Origin of the sequence: Bradyrhizobium sp. 613_E4_N2_2, from assembly GCF_052075995.1 — a bacterium.
Lineage (GTDB): Bacteria > Pseudomonadota > Alphaproteobacteria > Rhizobiales > Xanthobacteraceae > Bradyrhizobium > Bradyrhizobium barranii.
In genome coordinates this window covers 4,790,931-4,811,970 of the sequence record NZ_CP197234.1, presented here as the reverse complement: position 1 = coordinate 4,811,970, position 21,040 = coordinate 4,790,931, and the positions used below count along the sequence as shown (strand labels likewise).

General features: G+C 65.7%; 18 protein-coding genes. 8 read left to right on the top strand and 10 right to left on the bottom strand.

The annotated features are described in order from the left end of the window. Positions 1-3: 3 nt before the first annotated feature. Both AB7290_RS23305 and AB7290_RS23300 read right to left on the bottom strand, forming a co-directional pair. A complete protein-coding gene (locus tag AB7290_RS23305; protein WP_085401077.1) occupies positions 4-1,932 on the bottom strand; it encodes a glycosyltransferase in 1,929 nt (642 codons plus the stop codon). Positions 1,933-1,939: 7 nt separating this feature from the next. Continuing rightward, the gene (locus AB7290_RS23300; RefSeq protein WP_014495568.1) at positions 1,940-2,101 is read right to left on the bottom strand and encodes a hypothetical protein; all 162 of its coding nucleotides are present in this window, start codon (positions 2,099-2,101) and stop codon (positions 1,940-1,942) included. Positions 2,102-2,227: 126 nt separating this feature from the next. Here AB7290_RS23300 and AB7290_RS23295 point away from each other — a divergent pair, with 126 nt between their 5' ends. Together AB7290_RS23295 and AB7290_RS23290 are read left to right on the top strand one after the other, a co-directional pair. Next, positions 2,228-3,127 (top strand): DUF6502 family protein, encoded by a 900-nt coding sequence (locus tag AB7290_RS23295; protein ID WP_085401076.1) that lies wholly within the window; start codon positions 2,228-2,230, stop codon positions 3,125-3,127. After that, positions 3,124-4,332 carry a DUF5666 domain-containing protein gene (locus tag AB7290_RS23290; protein ID WP_085401075.1) on the top strand — a complete coding sequence of 403 codons (1,209 nt, stop codon included), beginning with the start codon at positions 3,124-3,126 and terminating at the stop codon, positions 4,330-4,332. Before AB7290_RS23295 ends, AB7290_RS23290 begins: the two co-directional genes overlap by 4 nt. Before the next feature lie 32 nt (positions 4,333-4,364). Here the strand turns inward: AB7290_RS23290 and AB7290_RS23285 are convergent, their stop codons facing one another. Next, entirely contained in the window at positions 4,365-5,732 is a 1,368-nt protein-coding gene (locus AB7290_RS23285; protein WP_201266171.1) for a M23 family metallopeptidase, read from the bottom strand. Between the two features lie 110 nt (positions 5,733-5,842). Next, entirely contained in the window at positions 5,843-6,532 is a 690-nt protein-coding gene (locus tag AB7290_RS23280) for a peroxiredoxin (RefSeq protein WP_085401073.1), read from the bottom strand. A gap of 204 nt (positions 6,533-6,736) precedes the next feature. Here AB7290_RS23280 and AB7290_RS23275 point away from each other — a divergent pair, with 204 nt between their 5' ends. After that, complete coding sequence (locus AB7290_RS23275; protein ID WP_201266172.1) at positions 6,737-10,537, top strand: YhdP family protein; 3,801 nt, start codon at positions 6,737-6,739, stop codon at positions 10,535-10,537. A gap of 159 nt (positions 10,538-10,696) precedes the next feature. Here AB7290_RS23275 and AB7290_RS23270 read toward each other — a convergent pair whose 3' ends face one another. Beyond that, the gene (locus AB7290_RS23270) at positions 10,697-12,388 is read right to left on the bottom strand and encodes a methyl-accepting chemotaxis protein (RefSeq protein ID WP_441253953.1); all 1,692 of its coding nucleotides are present in this window, start codon (positions 12,386-12,388) and stop codon (positions 10,697-10,699) included. A 161-nt stretch (positions 12,389-12,549) separates the two neighbouring features. On the opposite strand from AB7290_RS23270, the gene AB7290_RS23265 reads away from it, so the two are divergent. Beyond that, positions 12,550-12,693 (top strand): hypothetical protein, encoded by a 144-nt coding sequence (locus tag AB7290_RS23265; RefSeq protein WP_161495809.1) that lies wholly within the window; start codon positions 12,550-12,552, stop codon positions 12,691-12,693. Positions 12,694-12,748: 55 nt separating this feature from the next. Here the strand turns inward: AB7290_RS23265 and AB7290_RS23260 are convergent, their stop codons facing one another. The 3 genes from AB7290_RS23260 to tyrS form a co-directional block, all read right to left on the bottom strand. Then, on the bottom strand, positions 12,749-13,192 hold the full coding sequence (locus tag AB7290_RS23260; protein ID WP_071914328.1) for a DoxX family protein: 444 nt from the start codon (positions 13,190-13,192) through the stop codon (positions 12,749-12,751). A gap of 219 nt (positions 13,193-13,411) precedes the next feature. After that, a complete protein-coding gene (locus tag AB7290_RS23255; RefSeq protein WP_085401070.1) occupies positions 13,412-14,671 on the bottom strand; it encodes an MFS transporter in 1,260 nt (419 codons plus the stop codon). A gap of 56 nt (positions 14,672-14,727) precedes the next feature. Further along, entirely contained in the window at positions 14,728-15,981 is a 1,254-nt protein-coding gene (gene tyrS / locus AB7290_RS23250) for a tyrosine--tRNA ligase (protein WP_063983526.1), read from the bottom strand. Positions 15,982-16,145: 164 nt separating this feature from the next. Between tyrS and AB7290_RS23245 the strand changes: the two genes are divergently transcribed. From AB7290_RS23245 to AB7290_RS23235, 3 genes are all read left to right on the top strand, one after another. Then, positions 16,146-17,249, top strand: coding sequence for an anhydro-N-acetylmuramic acid kinase (locus tag AB7290_RS23245; RefSeq protein ID WP_085401069.1), 1,104 nt, complete (start codon positions 16,146-16,148; stop codon positions 17,247-17,249). 108 nt (positions 17,250-17,357) lie between these two features. After that, complete coding sequence (locus AB7290_RS23240; protein ID WP_085401109.1) at positions 17,358-18,035, top strand: glutathione S-transferase family protein; 678 nt, start codon at positions 17,358-17,360, stop codon at positions 18,033-18,035. Between the two features lie 10 nt (positions 18,036-18,045). After that, positions 18,046-18,369: a DMT family transporter gene (locus AB7290_RS23235; RefSeq protein WP_028148768.1), complete on the top strand. Its 324-nt coding sequence runs from the start codon at positions 18,046-18,048 to the stop codon at positions 18,367-18,369. Here AB7290_RS23235 and AB7290_RS23230 read toward each other — a convergent pair. Then, a complete protein-coding gene (locus tag AB7290_RS23230) occupies positions 18,366-18,878 on the bottom strand; it encodes a DUF1697 domain-containing protein (protein ID WP_085401068.1) in 513 nt (170 codons plus the stop codon). The two genes, AB7290_RS23235 and AB7290_RS23230, sit on opposite strands and share 4 nt — an antisense overlap. 8 nt (positions 18,879-18,886) lie before the next feature. After that, positions 18,887-19,534 (bottom strand): alpha/beta hydrolase, encoded by a 648-nt coding sequence (locus tag AB7290_RS23225; RefSeq protein ID WP_014495555.1) that lies wholly within the window; start codon positions 19,532-19,534, stop codon positions 18,887-18,889. Positions 19,535-19,879: 345 nt separating this feature from the next. Between AB7290_RS23225 and AB7290_RS23220 the strand changes: the two genes are divergently transcribed. After that, the gene (locus tag AB7290_RS23220; RefSeq protein WP_354115136.1) at positions 19,880-21,019 is read left to right on the top strand and encodes a cysteine desulfurase family protein; all 1,140 of its coding nucleotides are present in this window, start codon (positions 19,880-19,882) and stop codon (positions 21,017-21,019) included. Positions 21,020-21,040: the final 21 nt, after the last annotated feature.

The window sequence follows — 21,040 nt, the reverse complement described above, 5'->3', positions numbered from 1 at the left end:
GCGTCAAATCCAGAATGCGGCTTTGCGCAGGTGGACCAGCGTCAGCACGCTCGCAAAGATCAGCAGCGCCAGCGTGATGAGGACGTAGACGATGCTGGCGGGATCGATATGGCCGCCTGCAAGCGGCTCGCGCCACACCGCGAACAGATGCGTCAGCGGATTGAGCCGCATCACCGTCGAGCGGTGATTGATCATTTCGGCGGACCAGATCACGGGCGAGGCGAGGAAGGCGAGCATCAGCGTGGATTCGATGATCGGCTTGAGGTCGCGATAGCGCGTTGCCGTCGCGCCGAGGACGAGGCTCAAGGCGAAGGTGCAGGCTATGAACAGCAGCAGGCCAGGCAGCGCCGCCAGCGCGTGAGAGAGGTCGTGGGGCGAGAGGATCAGCCACAGCACCAGCGGCACGCAGGCGTTATGCAGCGCGAACAGCGCCTGGCGGAAGGTGCATTGCAGCAGGAAGATCACCGGCGGCAGCGCCCGGTCGCGGATCAGGCTCGCGGAATTCTGAAGCGCCGTGGTCGCATCGAGCACGACGCAGTTGAGGAAGGTCCAGGCCGTCATCGACAGCGCCAGCATCGGCAGGCGCGCCAGCATGTCGGCGTTCGACATCTGGCCGATCACCGAGCCCAATACGGCGACCACGATCGCCATCTGAAGCGACATCCAGAACGGGCCGAGCAGCGAACGCACATAGCGGTGGCGCATGTCCGACCAGGCCAGTGCGGCCGCAATCCGGACGGTGTCCAGCCAGCCGGTCGCCTGCGGCGGCTCGGCGGCGGTTGCGGGTTCCTTGCACGACGCGGTGACGGCCTCGCGGTAGACGGCCTGCATGCCTTCCCTGAAGGCTGGGGCGGAATAGCGGGTGAGGGCGCGCGTCCGGGCTGACAGTCCCATGCGGCGGCGGCGCTCGGGATCGCTGATCAGCGTGTCGATGGCATCGCCGAGCTTTTCGGCATCGCCCGGCGGCACCGTGATCGCCTCCATGCCATGGCGGGCGACGCGCGGCACCGCGGTGTCGAGCGCCGTGTTCACGACAGGGCGGCCGGCGGCCATGGCCTCGAGCTGGACCAGGCCAAAGGTCTCGGCATTGGTGACCGACGGCATGACGAAGACGTCGGACAGGCACATCAGCTTGATGCGCTCGCTGTCGTTCACCGAACCGAGCAGGCGGACGCGGTCACCGAGGCCGAGCTCGCGGATCAGCTGCTCGAGCCGCGGGCGCTCGGTGCCTTCGCCGATGATCCAGACCTCGAACTTGCGGTTGACGGCGGCGCGGATCAGGACGTCAAAGCCCTTGTAGGGCACGAGCCGGCCGCAGGCGAGCACGAGCCGGCCGCGATCGTTCACGTGGTGCGGCTCGATCTTCGGCCAGTCGTACCCTGAGGTGTCGATGCCGAACGGCACGACGTGGCATTTGTCGACGAATTCCCGCAGCAACGGCGTGTTCTCGATCAGCGCGTGGTCCGAGACGATGATCGCCTTCGCCCGGCGCAGCGTCCGCCGCATCAACGGTTCGATGAACCAGCGCAGGCCGGCATGGGTGACGATGTCGGCATGCCAGTGCACCACCAGCGGCCGATTGGCGCCGAAGCCGAACGCGAAAACGAGGTCGGCGAGCGGGAAGGGGGCATGGAGCGCGAGCAAATCGTGCTCGGCGATCTTGCGCCAGAGCCGCCAGGGATAGGTAGGAGCGGCGGGAAGCGACAGGACATTGCCGAATGAGCGGACGCGCTCGACCGGCACATCGTTGACGACGATCTCGCGCCGCTCGGCCGATTGCGAGCAGACCAGCACGGCGGAGGCGAAGCTGTCCTTCAGGCTCGCGCAGATGTCGCGGATCACGGTCAGCGTGCCGCCGAACAGGTCGGGATAATAGATCTTGAAGATGTGCAGCACCGACGGGCGGCGCGGATTTTCGCTGGTGTGATGCATGATGGTGTCAGCCTGCGAGAAGGGCCGCGACGAACGGTGCGGCCAGCACCGAGATGAAGATCACGCCGCGCAACAGCGCCGGCAGCATCGGCTCGATTGCGCCGTGCCCCCAGTCGGGAGCCGGCACAGCACGCAGTGAGTTGGAATTGCGGACCAAGCGGTCAGCCATGGGTGTGAGTCCCTTTACGTCGCGCCCTCAGTGGCGTCCCGTATATGTGGGAAAATTTACCACGTCAATCGGAAGGGAGAAAAAAGTGGGATTGTGTCCCACGTGGAGCGCGGGTACAGTTCGGACATGAATGCCAAGTCCGGGTCCAAAGCAGCGGCTCCGCAGCCGACTGCCGCGAAGCTGCACGCGCCGCTGGCGCGGCTGCTGCGCCCGCTCGTGCGGCTCTGCATTCGCAGCGGCATGACTTTTCCGGCATTGGCGCAATTGCTTCGCGAGCTGTTCGTCAACGTCGCCGAGCACGATTTTGCGCTGGAGGGGAAGGAGCAGACCGACAGCCGCGTCAGCCTGCTCACCGGGATCCATCGCAAGGAGGTGGCGCGGCTGCGCGGTGCCGGCGCGCCGGTGCACGAGGCGCCGGCCGCGGTGTCGCTGACGAGCGCCGTGATCGCGCGCTGGCTTGCTGCGCCCGAATTTACCGATGCGAAGGGCGAGCCGTTGGCGTTGCCGCGCACGGCCGAGGGCGATGCGCCGTCGTTCGAGCAGCTGGTCGCCTCCGTCACCAAGGACGTGCGGCCGCGCGCGGTGCTCGACGAATGGGTCGACCGCAAGCTCGTCACCATCAACGATTCCGACGAGATCGAGCTGGTCGAGGCGGCCTTCGTCCCGAGCGGCGAGGACGACAGCAAATGGCACTATCTCGGCCGCAATCTGCACGACCATATCGCGGCCGCCGCACAGAACGTCTCAGGCGCGGCGCCGCGCTTCCTCGAGCGCGCGGTGCACTACAACAACATCTCGCCGAAGCTTGCCAAGCGCCTCGAGGCACGCTCGCGCGAGCTCGCGATGGATGCGCTGAAGACCGCCAACCGCGAGGCCAATCGTGCGCTCGGCAAGGACAAGGGCGGTGACGCCCGCTGGAATTTCGGCATCTACATCTACAGCGAAGACGCAGATGGCGAGGCAGAGGCCAAGGAAGGCGGCAAGGACAGCAGCAAGGAAAGCGGCAAGGAGGGTGGTTCTTCATGAGCCGGCCGCCGCTGATCTCCCGCCGTCTGCTGCTGACAGGATTTTGGCTCGCCGGTACGGCGATGGCCCACGCGCAGGTCAAGCGCGGCACCGATCAGGGCATCGGCGGCACCGGAATCAGGCGCGGTGACGACCACGGCATCGGCGGCACCGGCATCGTCGGCGTGATCCAGCGGTTTGGCAGCATCTACGTCAACGGCGAGCGCGTCACTTATGCGAGCGACGTGCCGGTCCGGATCGACGGCGAGGCCGCGAGCCCCAAGGCTCTGCGCATCGGTCAGCTCGCGCGCGTGGTCGCGACCCGTCAGGCCGACGGCACGCTGGTGACGCGCAACATCACGATCGCGAACGAGGTCGCAGGTCCGATCGAAACCGTGAAGGGCAACGAGCTGATGGTGCTCGGCCAGAAGATCGTCACAAGCGACAAGGAGAGCAAGCTTCGTGCGGGCACGCAGGTGGCCGTCTATGGCCTGCGCCGGACCGACGGCGTGATCGTCGCAAGCCTGATCGAGCCGCGGCGCGAGGCGACCGAGCGTGTCACCGGTCTCGTCGAGCGCGGCCCTGATGGCTTGCGTATTGGCGGACTGAGGCTGAGCGGGGTCGATCCGCTGCTGGTTGGCCAGCGCGCGCAGATCGAGGGCCGTTCGAGCCAGGGCACGATGCAGGCCGCGCGCACGCGCATCGACGACTTCTCGGATCTCGTCGGCGCAAGCCGCCTCTCGATCGAGGCCTATGTGCAGCGTGTGGGATCGAACCTCCAGCTCGGCTCCGGCTTCGTCGCTCGTGACGGTTCACGCTTCGGCCCGGCGGCCGGCGAGGCCCGCATGGTGGTCAACGGCGTGTTCGATCGCTCGCGCGGCTTCCAGGTGGAGTCGGCTCAGGCCATAGGCCAGGGGCCGGGAGCCCCTCCATCCGGTGGCGGCAATCCCAATCGGTCGCCCGGCGGCTCGATCCTGCATCCGAACCGCGGCGCCACCACTCCGAGCGGCGGCCAGACCGGCGCGCCCGGTGGTGGACCTGCGCCGGGATCTGGCCCAGGACCTGGCCCAAGTGCGAATCCTGGCTCCGCGCCGACGGGCCCGAGCGGCCCGTCAGGCCCCGGCGGATTTGGTTCGCCCGGCGGCGGGCCCATGGGACCCGGCGGTGGAATGGGCGGTGGCGGCTTTGGAGGTCCCGGAGGCGGGATGGGCGGCGGCCGGCGGTAGGCGCGGCCACGCTGAAAGCGCGTGGTGCGGGCTTAGCCCGCGCTGAGCCGCACGCCGGCGCGCAAGAACTTCTGCGGATCGACCGCTTCGCCGTCGATGCGGGTTTCGTAATGGAGGTGCGGGCCGGTGGAACGGCCGGTCGAGCCGACGAGGCCGATGACCTGGCCGAGCTTCACGATCTCGCCGACCTTGACGTTGATCTCGGAGAGATGGCCGTAGCGGGTCGACAGCCCGTTGCCGTGATCGACTTCGACCATGCGGCCGTAACCGCCGGACCAGCCGGCCGAGACCACCTTGCCGTTGGCGGTGACGCGGGCGGGATCGCCGGTCGCGGCGCGGAAATCGAGACCGGTATGCATCGCGGGCCGGCCCAGGAACGGATCGCTGCGCACGCCAAAACCGGAGGTGAATTCGACCTCGCCGATGACGGGCTTGCGGTAGGGCACCAGCGCCAGCGTGCGATTGAGCCGATCCATCTCGGCGCGGGTGACATTGATGCGGTTGAGCTGTTTCTCGAACGGCCCGGCATTGGCCGTCAGCTTGACGGGCACGAAAGGACCGCCCATCGCGGAGCGCGGCACGGCGGCTTCGAGGCTGGCGAGATTGAGGCCGAGGTCGCTGACGACACCGCGCATCCGGCGCATGCGTGAATCCATGCCTTCCTCGACGGCGCTGAGCGTCGCCATCTGGCGACGCTCGACCTGGTCAAGCGAGGTCGTGAGCCGGACCAGGACGTTGTCGAAACCCTGGTTCTTGGCGAATTGGCTGGTCGGCGGTGCCGCGACGGTCGGCGCGCGCGACTCAAGCCGCGCTTCGCGATCGGGTGGTGCCACGAAGATCACGGTGTCGCTGATCGGCGACGGCTTCGGCGTGCCCTGCGTCGCGCCCTGGCTCGAATCGCCGCGCTGCGGAGCCGTGCGGGGGATTGATCCGGTCACGTCGGGCATGGCCCCGAGCGCCGTGGCGCGGGACTCCAGCGCCGTCTGGCGCTTCATGATCTGGTCGAGCTTCTGGTCGAACTGTTCCTGGTCGAGCAGCTGCCGGCTGGTGGTGCGGTCGACCTTGGCACGGAGCTCGGCGATGCGATCCTCGTAGGCGTACTGCATCTCGGCCTGACGTGCGATCAGCCGGGTCAGGACGTCGTCGCGGAAGGCGAAATAGGTCGCGGTCGCGGCCGACCAGAGTCCGAGCAACACGACGGTGCCGACCACGATCCAGAACACCACAGGTCCGAGGCGGACCTGCTTGCCGTGGTGCACGATGGTGTAGGCGTCGTCGGTCGAGGGAAGGGGGATCGCGGCTGCAGCCACGGCGGCGGCAGGACGGCGATGGAGGGGCCGTCCGTGGTCGTGCGCGTGATGTTGGGGGTACTGCGAATATTGGGCAGAACTTTTCGACATCGGCACTCCCGCGCCGGTCGGATGAGTCCGTACGGCCTAATTGCCGCAGCAATCTGGGCCGGTCATGGTTAATTTTCTGGAAACGGAACCGCTCGAATTTAACGGATTGGTTAAAGGCCTCTTGCCGCTTCCAGCACCTCGTCGGCGTGGCCGTCGACGCGGACATTGCGCCAGACCCTGGCTACCTTGCCGTCGGCACCAAGCAGTATCGTGGTGCGAAGAACTCCGAGGAAGCTCTTGCCATACATGGATTTTTCGCCCCAGGCGCCGTACGCCTCCAGCATCTCGTGCTTCTCATCCGAGATGAGGGGCATGCCGAGGCTGTGCTTGTCGCGGAACTTCTCCTGGGCCCTTAACGGATCGGCGGAGATGCCGAGCAGGGCCGTGCCGGCAGCGCTGAAAGCGTCCGCCAGCCGCGTGAAATCGATCGCCTCCCGGGTGCAGCCGGGCGTGTCGGCGCGGGGGTAGAAGAACAGGACGAGCTTCCGACCGGCATAGTCGGCGAGCGAGACCACATCGCCGCCGTCGCGGGGCAGCCGGAAGGCGGGCGCCTTCTGGCCTTCGGTCAGGGCCGGCTTCGCCTTCGCGGGCGGGGAGACCGATTTGGAGGAATTTAACTGTTTCGATGCGGCCTTATGTGATCCTGCTTTTGCTACGGTCCTGGTTGATTTGCTCGCAGGCGTCCGCTGTGTTTTCGCGGACTTTGTTTGAGTCGTTGCCCGCTTGGTCGGGGTCTTCTTTTTAGCCGTTGCGATGCCGGAGGGCGTTTTGGACGATTTCTTTCGGGATTTCTTGGACATACGCCTTCCTTTCGTCGCTTTCGGCGGGTCAACCAAAGCGGTATTGCAGCTCTCGTCCGGTGTGCCGGAATCGCGCCCTCGTCTGGGCAAGTCTGGCGACGCCGGGGTATGGTTACAAGGAATTCCACGCACCACCCCACTGCTCGTTGAACGCGCGCCCGGGGCGAAATGACGAACAGCAGGAACATTCGAGGTATGGCGGCAATGCCGGCGCGGGGAGCTTCGCTTCCCGCGGACGGCTGCGGTCCCGGCGGTGCTCAATCCTACGATGGGCGCCTGTATCGAGAGGCAATGGCAAGGAATACGTCGCCCCAGGATTACAATCGGGATTTCGATCGGCGCGGCGGTCAACAGCAGCCGCAGGAATGGGACGACGCCGACTGGGATCCGGATCAGGAAGCAGCGGCGGGCTATCGGGCGCGCCGGCTGTTGTCGCGTTCCAATTCAGGCTTCCATCGTTTCGGTGACGGGTTTGCGTCAATGCGCCGCTGGCTGGCGGCTGATCGCTGGCTGAAGCGGCTGGCCATCGTGGTCGGAGCCCTTGCCGTCATTTTCATCGGCTGTTTCGGCGCGCTGTGGTGGCGGCTTGGTGCAGGTCCCATCAATCTCGACATCGCGACACCCTGGCTCGCTGCTGCCATCGAGGACAATATCGGCCACGGCAACACCGTGGAGGTCGGCGGCACCCAGATCGAGCGGGCCGGGCGGATCCGCATCGCCGTGCGCATCCGCGACATCGTCGTCCGCGACCACGACCACGCCATCGTCGCCACCGCGCCGAAGGCCGAGGTGAAGCTGTCGGGGGCAGGTCTCCTGATGGGGCACCTGCGCGCGGAAAGCCTCAACCTCGTCGATGCCGAGCTCGCGATCCGCATCGCGCCCGACGGCACCGTCACCGTATCCGCCGGCGACACCGCCAAGCCGCTGGCAACCGGCGTCGCATCCAAGAAGGAAGCGGGCCTGCCGCCGACATTCCCGCGCAACGGTGTCCCGCCGCCGCCATTCGCCACCGGACCTGCAAGCCCGGACGCATCGCAGGCCGCTCCCCAGGCCGCTGCCCCGAGCGGCATTCTTCAGGGCCTCGACTGGCTCGACAGTCTGAGTATGACCGGCCTCGACGGCCAGAACCTCAACGAGATCGGTCTGAAGAACGGCAATCTGATCGTCGACGATCAGCAGCGCGGCAGCAAATGGAGCTTTGAGAACATCACGCTCAGCCTGCGCCGGCCGAGCCATGGCGGCGTCGCGCTCAGCCTAGGCGAGGAGGGCGCGCGCCCGTGGTCGCTGCGCGCCACGATCGGCCCTGCCGAGAATGGTGTGCGTTCGGTCGACATCCGCGCCGATAAGCTTTCCACCGCCAACATCCTGCTGGCACTCCGGGTGAAGGACTTCACCTACACCGCCGACCTGCCGCTGACCGGCGAGCTCAAGGGCGAGCTCGGCCGCGACGGCGTGCCGACCTTCTTCCGCGGCAAGATCGCGGTCGGCGCGGGCAATATCATCGACACCGACACGCCAGATTATCCGATGGCGATCGACTCGGCCGAGATCAACGTCGAGTGGGATTCGAACCGGCGGGTATTGGTCGCTCCGTTCAAGATTCTCTCGGGCGCGAACCGCCTGACGCTTCTGGCCCATCTCGAGCCGCCCAACGGCACCATCAACGACTGGCAGCTTGGCTTCAGCGGCGGCTCGATCCTGCTGGGCGGCATCGACAACGAGCCCCCGCTGGTCTTCAACCGCATCGCGATCGGCTTCCGCTTCGACACCGACCACAAGCGCATGCTGCTGACGCAAGCCGATATCAGCAATGGCGAGATCGGCGTCGCCGGCACCGGCGCCATCGACTATTCGGGCGAGCCGCGGCTGACGCTGGGCTTTGCGGGAACGCCGATGTCGGCCTCCGCGCTCAAGCGGATGTGGCCGACGCTCGTCGTTCCCGAGTTGCGCGAATGGGTGATCGAGCGGATCGAGCGCGGCACGCTCCAGCGCATCGAGATCGGCGTCAATTCGCCGACGAAGAACCTCCCGCGCAAGGGCCCGCCCATTCCCGACGACGGCCTGTCGGTCAACATCGTCGCGAGTGGCGTCGCGGTCCGCCCCGTGGATGGCATGCCGGTGGTGCACGATGCCGATTTGAAGGCGCGTGTGACCGGGCGCACCGCGACCGTGAATATCGGGCAGGGCATTGCCGATACGCCGGCGGGCCGCAAGGTCACGATCTCCGACTTCGTCTTCGAGGTGCCGGATATGGCGCCCAAGCCGTCGCCATCGCGGACCAGGTTCCGCGCCGACGGCCCCGTGGCGGCGGCCGCCGAAATCCTTTCCAATGATCGGCTCAGCGATCTGTCGGCGACGTTCGTCGATCCCAACACCAGCAAGGGAACGTTCTCGGCGAACATCCAGCTCGGCTTGCCGGTCAAGGGCGCGCTGACCAAGGGCGACACCAGCTACGCCGTGAGCGCCGACCTCAACGGCTTTGCCGCCGACAAGCTGGTGATGAACCAGAAGCTGGAGGCCAACAACCTCAAGATATCAGCCAACAACCAGGGCTATCAGGTCAAGGGCGACGTCAAGATCAACGGGCAGGCGGCCTCGCTCGACTATCGCAAGCCGACCGAGGGCGACGCCGACGTCAAATTGCAGGCCACGCTCGACGATGCGAGCCGCGCGCGTCTCGGATTCGACCTCAGCCCTGCCGTGAGCGGATCGCTGCCGATCAAGCTGTCGGGCAAGATCGCCGGAGGTCCCGACCAGACGACGAAGCTCGGTGTCGAGGCGGACCTGACCTCGGTCAAGCTCGACAACATCCTGCCCGGCTGGGTCAAGCTGCCGGGCAAGTCGGCCAAGGCCAGCTTCAAGGTGGTGCCGACGGCGCAATCAACGCGTCTGGAGGACATCGTCGTCGAAGGCGGCGGCGCCTCGATCAAGGGCTCGCTCGAGGTCGATCCGAACGGCGACCTCATGAACGCGAACTTCCCGACCTACGCTCCGTCCGACGGCGACAAGGTCTCGTTGAAGGTGGAGCGTGGCCAGGACGGGGTGGTGCGGGGCACGATGCGCGGGGATGTGTTCGACGGCCGCGGTTTCCTGAAGTCGGCGATCTCGGGCAATTCCAAGGACGACGCCAAGAACAAGATGAAGAACGTCGATTTCGACATCGACGTGAAGCTCGGTGCCGTCGCGGGCTTCAACGGCGAGGCGATGCGCAGCGTCGACGGCAAGATGTCGCGGCGCAACGGCACCGTTAAAGCCTTCACGCTGAATGGCAAGATCGGCCGCGACACGCCGGTGGCAGCCGATTTGCGCGGCGGCCGCGCCCAGGGCAATCGCGAGGTGATCTACCTCCAGACCAACGATGCCGGCGCGTTGCTGCGCTTCACCGACACCTACACCAAGGCGATCGGCGGCCAGATGGTGGTGGCGATGGAGCCGCCGACGTCGGAGCCGAACACCACGCGCGAGGGCCTCATCAACGTCCGCGACTTCACGGTGAAGGGCGAGGCGCAGCTCGAACGCGTTGCCGCCGGCGCGCCCAACGGCACCGGGAACGGCGTCTCCTTCAGCGCGCTGCGCGCCGAGTTCACGCGCCAGAACGGCGCGCTGACGATCCGCGATGGCGTCGTCAAGGGCCCGATGATCGGCGCCACCATCGAGGGCTCGATCGACTATCCCGGCAACCAGGTCTGCATGAGCGGCACCTTCGTGCCGATGTACGGCTTGAACAACATGTTCGGACAGATTCCGGTGCTCGGGTTGTTCCTGGGCGGTGGCGACAAGGAAGGCCTGATCGGCGTGACCTACGAGGTCGTCGGCACGCCGGCCGCGCCGGTGATGCGCGTCAATCCGGTTTCGGCCATGGTGCCGGGTGTGTTCCGCAAGATCTTCGAATTCAACACCGGCAAGCAGAACACGCCGTTCGAGGAATTCCCGTCGCAGTCGAACGACGGCTCGACCGGATCGACGCGCCAGCTCTCGAGCGGCTGCACCCTCGCGCGGCGATAACCCACTAAAATTCGCAGGTGCTCGTCCCGGCTGCGCGGCCGAAGCCGCTTCGGCGCGGCGAAGGCCTGGGTATCCACGTCCTTCGTGCCGCGCGGCAGAACGTGAATGGCCGGGACAAGCCCGGCCATGACGCATGTGGAGGGATTGGCGTCGGGAAGCTTACGCCGCGCGCACGCCCGCCAGGAAGGTGCCGACTTCGCCTGAGAGCTGCTCGGCCTGCTTGGAGAGATTGCTGGCCGCAGCGAGCACCATGCCGGCGGCGTTGCCGGTCTCGTTCGCTGCGGTGCTGACACCGCCGATGTTGGTGGTGACTTCCTTGGTCGCCTCAGCGGTCTGCGAGACGCTGCGGGCGATCTCGGCGGTGGCGGCACCTTGCTCCTCGATGGCCGTGCCGATCGAGGTGGCGATACGGCTGACTTCCTCGATGGTGGCGGTGATACCGCCGATGGCGTCCACGGCCTCCTTGGTCGCGCCCTGGATCTGGGCGATCTTGTCGCCGATCTCGCGGGTGGCTTCCGCGGTCTGGCTGGCGAGCGACTTCACCTCGGAGGCGACGACGGCAAAGCCGCGGCCGGCTTCACCGGCGCGCGCGGCCTCGATGGTGGCATTCAGCGCGAGCAGATTGGTCTGCGCCGCGATGCTGGAGATCAGCTCGGCGACGTGCTCGATCTGCTGGGCGCCGTCTGAGAGCGCACGGACGATGGTGTCGGTGCGGCGTGCGCTGTCGACGGCGCGCCCCGTCACCTCGGCGGACTGCGCGACCTGGCGGCTGATCTCGGTGATGGAGGAGGAGAGCTCTTCGGCGGCAGCCGCGACTGTCTGGACGCGCTGGCTGGCCTCGGTGGCGGCCGAGCCGACCACAGCGGCGCGGCGGTTGGTGCCCTCGGCCGTGGACGACATCGACTTGGCGGTGGTCTCGAGCTCGCCGGAGCCCGAGGCCATCAGGCCGACGAGCTGGCCGACCGAGGCATCGAAGCGGTCGGCGAGCGAGATCAGCGCGTCACGCTTCTCCTGCTCGCTGCGGCTCTTGGCGGCGACCTGTTCGGACTCCAGCGTGCGCGCCGTCAAAGCGGTCTGCCTGAGCATTTCGAGGGTCTCGGCCATGCGGCCGATCTCGTCACCGCGGCCGGTCTCCTCGACCGGCTTGTCGATGGCACCGTCGGCAATCTCCTGCATGCGGGTCTTCTGGCGATCGAGCGCGCCGAGCACGTCGCGGGCGATCAGCCACGACAACGTCGCCATCAGCAGCATCAGGCCGAAGCCGACCGCGGCAAGCTCGAGCGTCAGCGCGCGCACATCGGCGTCGATGTCGTCGACATAGAGGCCATAGCTGATCGTCGCGTTCCAGGGAGCGAACTTGCGCGCGAACACGGTCTTGCGCACCGCTTCGGTCTGGCCGGGGCGGGGATAGAGATAGGAGGCTACGCCGCCGCCATTCTGTTCGCCGGCCTTGAGGATCGCGTCGGCAATGAGGACGCCGTTGGCGTCGATCGCGCCGGTGATCTTGCCTTCGAGCTGCTGGTTGGCGCCGTTGACGAGGAGGGACGTGTCGGCGTTGTAGACGACCGGATAGCCCTGGTTGCCGTTGAAGGTCATGCGCCGTCCGCGCATGTGGAACTGGGCCTTGGCCTCGGCCTGCGTCAGCTTGCCGGCGGTGACGTCGTCCTGGACCGACTGGGCGAGATTGTAGAGCATGTCGACCGCGGTCTTCATCTGCTGGACCCGGTCCTCCATCATGCGGCTCTTGCTGAGGAAGGCCGATACCGCGATGATGGCCGTGACTGTGAGAGCCGCAAGACAGACCATGCTGGTAAGCTTGGTGCGGATCTTCAGATGGCTCAGCAGCTTCATCGCAGCCTCTACGAAATGGTTGTTATTGCTCGCATCGGTAGCATGAAGTTCTTACCAATCATGAACATAGGCATGCGGCCGCCGGCGGCGCGCGTGATCGTTCGCAGCCTGATGCGCAACCGTGCAGGCAAAGCGACATGCGTCGGCGCACGTCAGCGCGTATGCTGGAGAAGATCGATCCGGGACTTTGGTGGTGGTCGAGCCTGGCGGGAGCGGCAATGAACCGATTCGTTCACCGCCTCATCATGTCCGCGCTGCTCGTCGCGGCCCTCGTCCTGATCTGGAACGTGCTGGGCTCGCGGTAGATGACACCGGCAGAGCTGCCGGTGCCATCCATGACTTGCGCGTCAATTGCGCGCGTCAGCGTCGCGCAAATGCGCCGCCGGTCGAGGCGCGTTCGTTGCCCAGCGCCGCATCGACGCTGATCGGGCCACCACCGGCCGCCGAGAGATAGAGGCAGGCGAAGCAGAACAGGATGGCGAGCGTGCCGTTGTTAAGCAGCGGCAGGAGCACCGGCGTCTCGCCCTTGAGCATATGTCCCATGAAGTAGGCGAAGGCCATTTCACCGGAGAGGATGAAAGCGGCGAGGCGGGTGAACAGGCCGAGGATCAGCAGCGCGCCAAGCACCAGTTCAAGCGTGCCGGCCGCGCCGTAAAGCGACATCAGTTCGACTTTCGCGAACATCGGCAAAGGCGGAAACTTGAAAAGCTTGGCCACGCCGAATTGAAACAGCAGCAGGCCGGTGATGAAGCGGAACAGGCTCAGGAGAACCGGTTCAAAGCGAGTGAGATAGGAAAAGTTCATTGGTTTGTGCCCTCCATCCAATGGGCGACTTGGACCGTATTCAGTTCGGCCTCGCAAGCCACCCGAGGTCAATTCGGCGCTGACATTTTTGTCATGTGGACAAAATATCGCAGTTCGTCCCTTAACTCCGGTTGCGCCCGACGGTTTCGCACGCGGTGCAGCGTGTGTCGCCCGTAATTTCCCGGTGACGCGGAGGGGTGCAGGTTACGTCGGGGAGACCTACTCCCGCAAGGCAGGGACAATCAGAAATGGAATCATTCCGAGGATCACGCTCGCAAGTGCGAAGACGAGCAGGAGATTGTAGCCGTGCGTGAAGTCGTGGATGAGGCCGCCGCTCCATGAGCCGAACGCCGAACCCAATCCGCTGCCGATCGAGATGGTGCCGAAGATCGTGCCGACGCGCTTGCCGCGAAAAATCTTCATGGCGGTCGCTGTGATCAGCGGGCCGCGCGAGCCCATCATGCTGCCGAAACAGACGACGAAGCCGGTGAGCAGGATGATGTTCGGATAATACTGCAAGAGCCAGAGCAGGACGATGCCGATGATCGAGATCGCGTAGCTGAGCAGCACCGAGGGCCGGCGCCCGATCAGCCCGTCGAGCGCGGATACGCCGAGCATGCCGAACACCAGCACCACGCCCGAAAAACCCCAGGCGGTCGCGGCCTGGAGCGGCGGAAAGCCGGCGTCGATGAGGTAGGCCACGATCTGCGCGGCGATCGAATACATGCCGACCGCGGTGAAGAAGAAGGTCGAGAACAGCGCCCAGAAGGCGTGGTGGCGCATCGCGCTCGCAAGCGTCCAGCCGTTGTCGATGAAATCAGGATCGGTCTTCTTGCTGACATGCGGCGAGCCGACCGCGAACATGCGCCAGGGCAGAAGCAGCAGTGGCACGAGCAAGCCGAGCGCGGCGAAGCCGTAGACCTGATAGGCTTCACGCCAGCCGAGATGATCGATCAAAAGCTGCGAGGTCGGGAGCAGCGCCAGCACGCCGCCGCCCATCGCCGAATAGACCACCGCCATCGCGGTCGGCAACCGTGGCCCGAACCAGCGGCCGAGCAGGATCGAGTTCGGCACAATGCCGATGAAGGCGACGCTAATGCCGACGCAGAGGCCGATCGAGAGCTGAAATTGCCAGAGCGCCTGCGCGTGCGCCGCGATCAGGAAGGCCGAGCCGAGCAGAAAAAGTCCGAGTGCGTAGACGATGCGCGGTCCGGAATGGTCGAACAGGCGCCCGACCAGCGGCGCGGTCAGTCCGCTGATCAGCCAGGTCAGTGAGTAGATCGAGACGACCTGCGCACGGTCCCAGCCGAAGTTTTCGGAGATCGGCTTGAGGAAGACAGTGAAGCTCTCGCTGAGGCCGCGGCCGAGGACGGCGAGCGTGAAGCACAGCGCGAGCACGACGAGTGCGGTGCGCACCGCATCTCGCTGCGTGCGTTCGTCTTGTTCCCTCGAAGCTTCCCTGGGCGTGTTCTGATCCATTGCCGGTCAGGGAGCGCGCTTCGGCGCGCCCTGACAAGCATCAAAAGCTCATAAGCCTATGCAGGCCGGATCAGGACGTGCTTCTTCTTGCCGAAGGACAGCTTGATCACGCCCTCAGGCGTCAGATTGGCCGCCGACAGCGCCATCTTCTCGTCGCTGACGGACTCATCGTTGACGCGCAGGCCGCCGCCCTTGATCTGGCGCCGTGCCTCGCCATTGGAGGCAACCAAGCCTGCCTTGACGAAGGCGTTGAGCACGCCGAGGCCGGCGTCCAGCTCGCCGCGCGGAATTTCCACCGTCGGCAGGCTTTCGGCCAGTGCGCCTTCCTCGAAGGTGCGGCGCGCGGTTTCAGCCGCCTGGTTTGCGGCGTCGCGTCCGTGCAAGAGCGCGGTCGCCTCGGTCGCAAGCACCTTCTTGGCCTCGTTGATCTCGGAGCCGCCGAGCGCCTCGAGCTTCCTGATCTCGCTCATCGGCAGCGTCGTGAACAGTTTGAGGAATTTGCCGACGTCGGCGTCCTCGGTGTTGCGCCAGTATTGCCAGAAGTCATAGGGCGAGAACTGGTCGGCGTTCAGCCAGACCGCGCCTTGCGCGGTCTTGCCCATCTTGGCGCCGGACGCCGTGGTCAGCAGCGGCGTCGTCAGCGCGAACAGCTGGTGGGTGCCCATGCGGCGGCCGAGATCGACGCCCATGATGATGTTGCCCCACTGGTCCGAGCCGCCCATCTGCAATTTGCAACCGGTGCGCTTGGCGAGCTCGACGAAGTCGTAGGCCTGGCAGACCATGTAGTTGAACTCGATGAAGCTCATCTCCTGCTCGCGCTCGAGGCGCAGCCGCACGGAGTCCATGGTCAGCATGCGGTTGACCGAGAAATGCCGGCCGACGTCGCGCAGCATCTCGATCCAGTTGAGCTTGGTCAGCCACTCCGCATTGTCGAGCATGACGGCGTCGCTCTTGCCGTCGCCGTAGCGCAGCACCTTTGCGAACACGCCGCGGATCGATTCCTTGTTCGCCTCGATCTCGGCGACGGTGCGCATGGCACGGGTCTCGTCCTTGCCGGAGGGATCGCCGACCATGGTGGTGCCGCCGCCCATCAGCGTGATCGGCTTGTTGCCGGACTGCTGGAGCCAGTGCAGCATCATCATGGTCAGGTAGTTGCCGATGTGCAGCGAGCGGGCGGTGCAATCGTAGCCGACATAGGTGGTCGCCTCGCCCTTGGCGGCGAGCGCGTCCAGCCCCTCGAAATCGGAGCACTGGTGGATGAAACCACGTTCCTGCAGGGTGTTGAGGAAATCCGATTTAAATGCAGTCATCTGTCGGCGAGCCTGACAATTCTTGGTTTACTGTTTCGGGTGCAATTTAAGGGTCTCCCGTGGGAACTTGATTGCCACCCGCCACCTTGCCTGTGGCATTATAAGATGTGTCCCTCTGGCACAAGATCGGCATGCCGGAGGGGGTCTCTTGAGGACGCTGATCCATGATGTTGACGGCACTCGGTTTGATGAGCGGCACCTCGCTGGACGGGGTGGACGTCGCGCTGATCGAAACCGACGGAAAGCAAGTGAAGGCGTTCGGGCCGTCCGGCTACCGGGCCTACAGCCCGGCGGAGCGCAATCTGTTGCGCCAGGCGCTGAGCGAGGCCGTGCACCTGCCGCGACGCGACGCCCGCCCGGGCGTTCTGGCCGAGGCCGAGCGCGCGGTGACGCTGGCCCATGCCGAGGCTGTGGCCGCCTTCATCGCCCAGAACCGGATGAAGCCGGAGGACATCGACATCGTCGGCTTCCACGGCCAGACGGTGCTGCATCGCCCCGAGAAGCGGCTGACGGTCCAGATCGGCGATGCGCCGGCGCTGGCCAGGGCGATCCATATCCCCGTGATGCACGACTTCCGCGCCGCCGACGTCGAGGCCGGCGGGCAGGGCGCGCCGTTCGTGCCGGTCTACCACCGGGCGCTCGTCCATTCGCTGGAGCGTGAAGGGCCGATCGTCGTCGTCAATATCGGCGGCGTCTCCAACATCACCTATATCGACGGCAACGATACGCTGATCGCCTGCGACACCGGACCGGGCAACGCGCTGCTTGACGATTTCATGTACCGCACCATGAACCAGGCCTTCGATGCGGAAGGAAAGTTCGCAGCGCTCGGCAAGGCGGACGAAGCCTGGATCGCGCGGGCACTGGAACTGCCGTTCTTCGCAGCTTCGCCGCCGAAATCGCTCGACCGCAACGACTTTGCCGCGCTGAAGCTCGGCGACGTCCCGCCGGCCGACGGCGCCGCGACCCTGACCGCCTTCACCGCGGCGGCGATCGCCCGGATCATCTCGCTCCTGCCGCGCCGGCCGCGGAGCTGGATCGTCTGCGGCGGCGGCGCCCGCAACCTCACCATGCTGCGGATGCTGCGGGAGCGGGTGGGCTCGGCCACGGTCGAAGCCGCCGAGACGCTCGGCTGGGCCTCCGACGCCATCGAGGCGCAGGCCTTCGGCTTCCTTGCCGCCCGCGGCCTCAAGGGGCTGCCGCTGTCCTACCCGGCCACGACGGGGGTGCCGATGCCGATGACGGGCGGCGTGATGGCGCGGCCCTGAGGTCCGGGAAGATCCAAGGACGGTTGATGCAAATGCATCGATCTTGACGGGTGAATGCAATTGCATCTATATTGGATGCAGTTGCATCAAACCGCCGGGATCATTGCCATGACCGCTTCACTGAAACTCATCAGCCACAAGCTTTGCCCGTATGTGCAGCGCGCCGTGATCGCGCTCAACGAGAAGGGCGTGCCGTTCGAGCGGATCGACATCGATCTCGCCAACAAGCCCGACTGGTTTCTGAAACTCTCGCCGCTCGGCAAGGTGCCGGTCCTGGTGGTGACGACGGAGAAGGGCGAGGTCGCGCTGTTCGAGAGCAACGTGATCTGCGAATACATCGAGGAGACGCAGGCAGGCCTCAAGCTGCATCCGGCGGATCCGTTGAAGCGCGCCGAGCATCGCGCCTGGATGGAGTTCGGCTCGGCGATCCTCGGTGACCTCTGGGGTCTGGAGACCACGACCGATCCGGCGACGTTCGAAAGCAAGCGCCAGGCGGTTGCGGCGAAATTCGCGCGCGTGGAGGCAGCGCTCGGCGCAGGGCCTTACTTCGCAGGCGATGCGTTCAGCCTCGTGGATGCGGTCTTCGCCCCGATCTTCCGTTATTTCGACCTGTTCGACGAACTGACCGAGCACGGCATCTTCAGCGATCTGCCGAAGGTCCGCGCATGGCGCGCGGAGCTTGCGAGACGCCCGAGCGTGCGCACCGCGGTCGGCGCGGACTATCCGCAATTGCTGCGTGCCTTCCTGGTGCGCCACGACGCGCATCTGCTGAAGCTTGCGGCCTGAGCGCACGCCAATGTCGCAATCCATGGCCTGGCTGATGCTGGTGATCGCCGGTGCGCTCGATGTCGGCTGGGCGATCTCGATGAAATATGCGGAAGGCTACACGCGGGCAGGCTGGAGCATCGCCTCGCTCGTGCTGCTCGCCGCCTTCGTCTTCCTGCTCGGACGCGCTTTGCAGGTGCTGGAGGTCGGCGTCGCCTATTCGGTGTGGACCGGCATCGGCGCGGCCGGCACCTTCCTGCTGGGCGTCGTGCTGTTCGGCGAGACCTTGAGCGCGATGAAGCTTGCCGGCATCGCGCTCGTGCTGATGGGGATCGCCGCGCTCAAGCTGGCCTAGATCTCCGCGGCCATCTTCGCGAGCGTTGCGACGGTATTCATGTTGCGCGCGGTGCCGGTCTTGGCGGCGGGGAGGACGAGCTTCGACGTCCCCATGCCGTCGCCATAGTGCACGTAAATCTCGCGGCGGCCGAGGCGGAGATCTTCGCTGTTCCGGCCGCGGATGTCGGCAAGCGCGTCTTCATGTGGCGCCCTGTCGAGGAAGATCGCGACGGTGCGATTGGGCGTAGCCTTTGGAAAAGGATTGTCGGCCGAGACTTGCGCCATCTCGGCGGCGCTACGCACGAGCACCCCGACCGGCGCGCCGGCGTAGGCGTGCAGGCGCTTTTCGAGGGCGGTCTTGATTGCAGCTTCCGACTTGCGGCTCGTGAAGACGACGTTGCCGCTCGCAATATAGGTGCGCACGGCGGCGAAGCCGAGCTCTTCGCACATGGCCTTGAGCTCGCTCATCGGCAGCTTGCCGGTGCCGCCGACATTGACGGCACGCAGCAAGGCGACGAAGGAGCCCATTTGAGGCCTTAGCGCACGTTGGCGAGGCGCATGTCGAGATAGGCCGTGATGGTTTCCATCAGCGGCTCGAGCTTGGCGTCGAAGAAGTGGTTGGCGCCGGGGATGACCTGTTGGTCGATCACGATGCCCTTCTGCGTCTTCAGCTTCTCGACCAGCGTGTTGACGTCCTTGGGCGGCACCACCGCATCCTTCTCACCATGCACGATCAGCCCCGACGAGGGGCAGGGCGCGAGGAACGAGAAGTCGTAGAGATTGGCCGGCGGCGCGATCGAGATGAAGCCCTCGACCTCGGGACGGCGCATCAAAAGCTGCATGCCGATCCAGGCGCCGAAGGAGAAGCCGGCGACCCAGCAGGCGCGTGCTTCGGGATTGATGGTCTGCGCCCAGTCGAGCGCTGCGGCCGCATCCGACAATTCGCCGGTGCCGTGGTCGAACGAGCCCTGGCTGCGGCCGACGCCGCGGAAGTTGAAGCGCAGCACCGAGAAGCCGCGATGCGCGAAGGCGTAGTAGCACTGGTACACGATCTGGTGGTTCATCGTGCCGTGAAACTGCGGATGCGGATGCAGGATCATCGCGATCGGCGCGTTCTTCTGCTTGGCCGGGTGATAGCGGCCTTCGAGACGGCCAGCAGGGCCGGTGAAAATGACTTCAGGCATGATGATCTCTTGATTGATCCCTTGAAGACGCTCTTCAGCAATCAACCGATTGTGCGGACTTCATCGACTGCTGTGCCGATCAAACCGCGAATGGAAGAGTGGAGCGGCGCCCTCGGATGGTGCGCGAGCGGCGCGCGGTGAACTGACGCGGGCGTTCTAACATGAGGCGAGGGTCAAAAAGCAAGCATCTTGAACATCCGGCAATGGGCTCAAGATGTTAGCGCGTCATGGCGGCGTCATTGAGCGGTGGGGATTCGGAATCGAGTTGCCAAGTGCTTCACGGGGGCCCATGTCGGGCTCCAGGACGGGCACACCAACCCGATCCACGGAGTAATATATTACCTTATGCCGAGCCGCGTCTATCTCGACTGGAATGCGACCACGCCGCTGCGTGCCGAAGCGCGGACCGCGATGCTCGCCGCCTGGGAGCTGATCGGCAATCCGTCCTCGGTTCATGCCGAGGGGCGCGAGGCGCGCCGGCTGGTTGAGGAAGCCCGTGCCACGCTCGCGGCGGCCGTCGGTGCATTGCCGAGGAACGTCGTCTTCACCTCAGCCGGAACCGAGGCGAATGCGTTGGCGCTGTCGCCCGGTCTGCGGGGGTCGTCCGGCGGTCCTGTCGAACGCCTGTTGGTCTCGGCTGTCGAGCATGCCTCAGTGCTGTCAGGCGGCCGGTTCCCAGCGGACAAGGTCAGCCAGATCCCGGTCACACGCTCCGGCGTCATCGACCCCGACCATCTGAAGGCGTTGCTCGGCGACGGCCCGCCGGCTCTGGTCTCCATTATGGCTGCGAACAACGAGACAGGCGCAATTCAGCCGATCGCAGAGGCCGCAGGGATCGTCCACAAGGCGGGAGGTCTCCTGCACGTCGATGCGATCCAGGCGCTGGGTAAAATCCCGTTCGATATCAAGGCTGTGGGCGCAGACCTTGCGACCTTTTCCGCGCACAAGATCGGCGGCCCCAAGGGCGTCGGGGCGCTGGTCCTGGCGGAGGGGATCGCCGGACTGGAACCCGTGCTGCGGGGCGGGGGGCAGGAGCTGAGCCGGCGCGCGGGAACCGAGAATGTCGCCGGCATCGCCGGATTCGGGGCAGCGGTGAGAGCCGCCCTTCAGGCTCTGCCAGAGGATGTGGAGCGGATGGCAACCCTCAGAGATTCCTTGGAGAATGGTATCCGCGGGATCGCTGGCGCGGTGGTCTTCGCGGATGATGTCAAGCGGTTGCCAAATACCATCCTTTTCACTGCCCCCGGCCTGAGCGCCGAAACCGCCGTGATCGGCTTCGATCTCGAAGGCGTGGCCGTGTCCTCGGGCTCGGCCTGTTCTTCAGGCAAAGTGCAGCCGTCTCACGTGCTGTCGGCGATGGGGTATGATGCCACCGTTGCCCAGGGAGCGGTGCGTCTCAGTCTGGGCTGGTCCACGGAACCAGATGACATCAACAGGGCGTTAGAGGCTTGGCGAAAGCTTGGTAATACCCTACTTAGAGCCTAAGCGACGAAACACGGCTTGAAC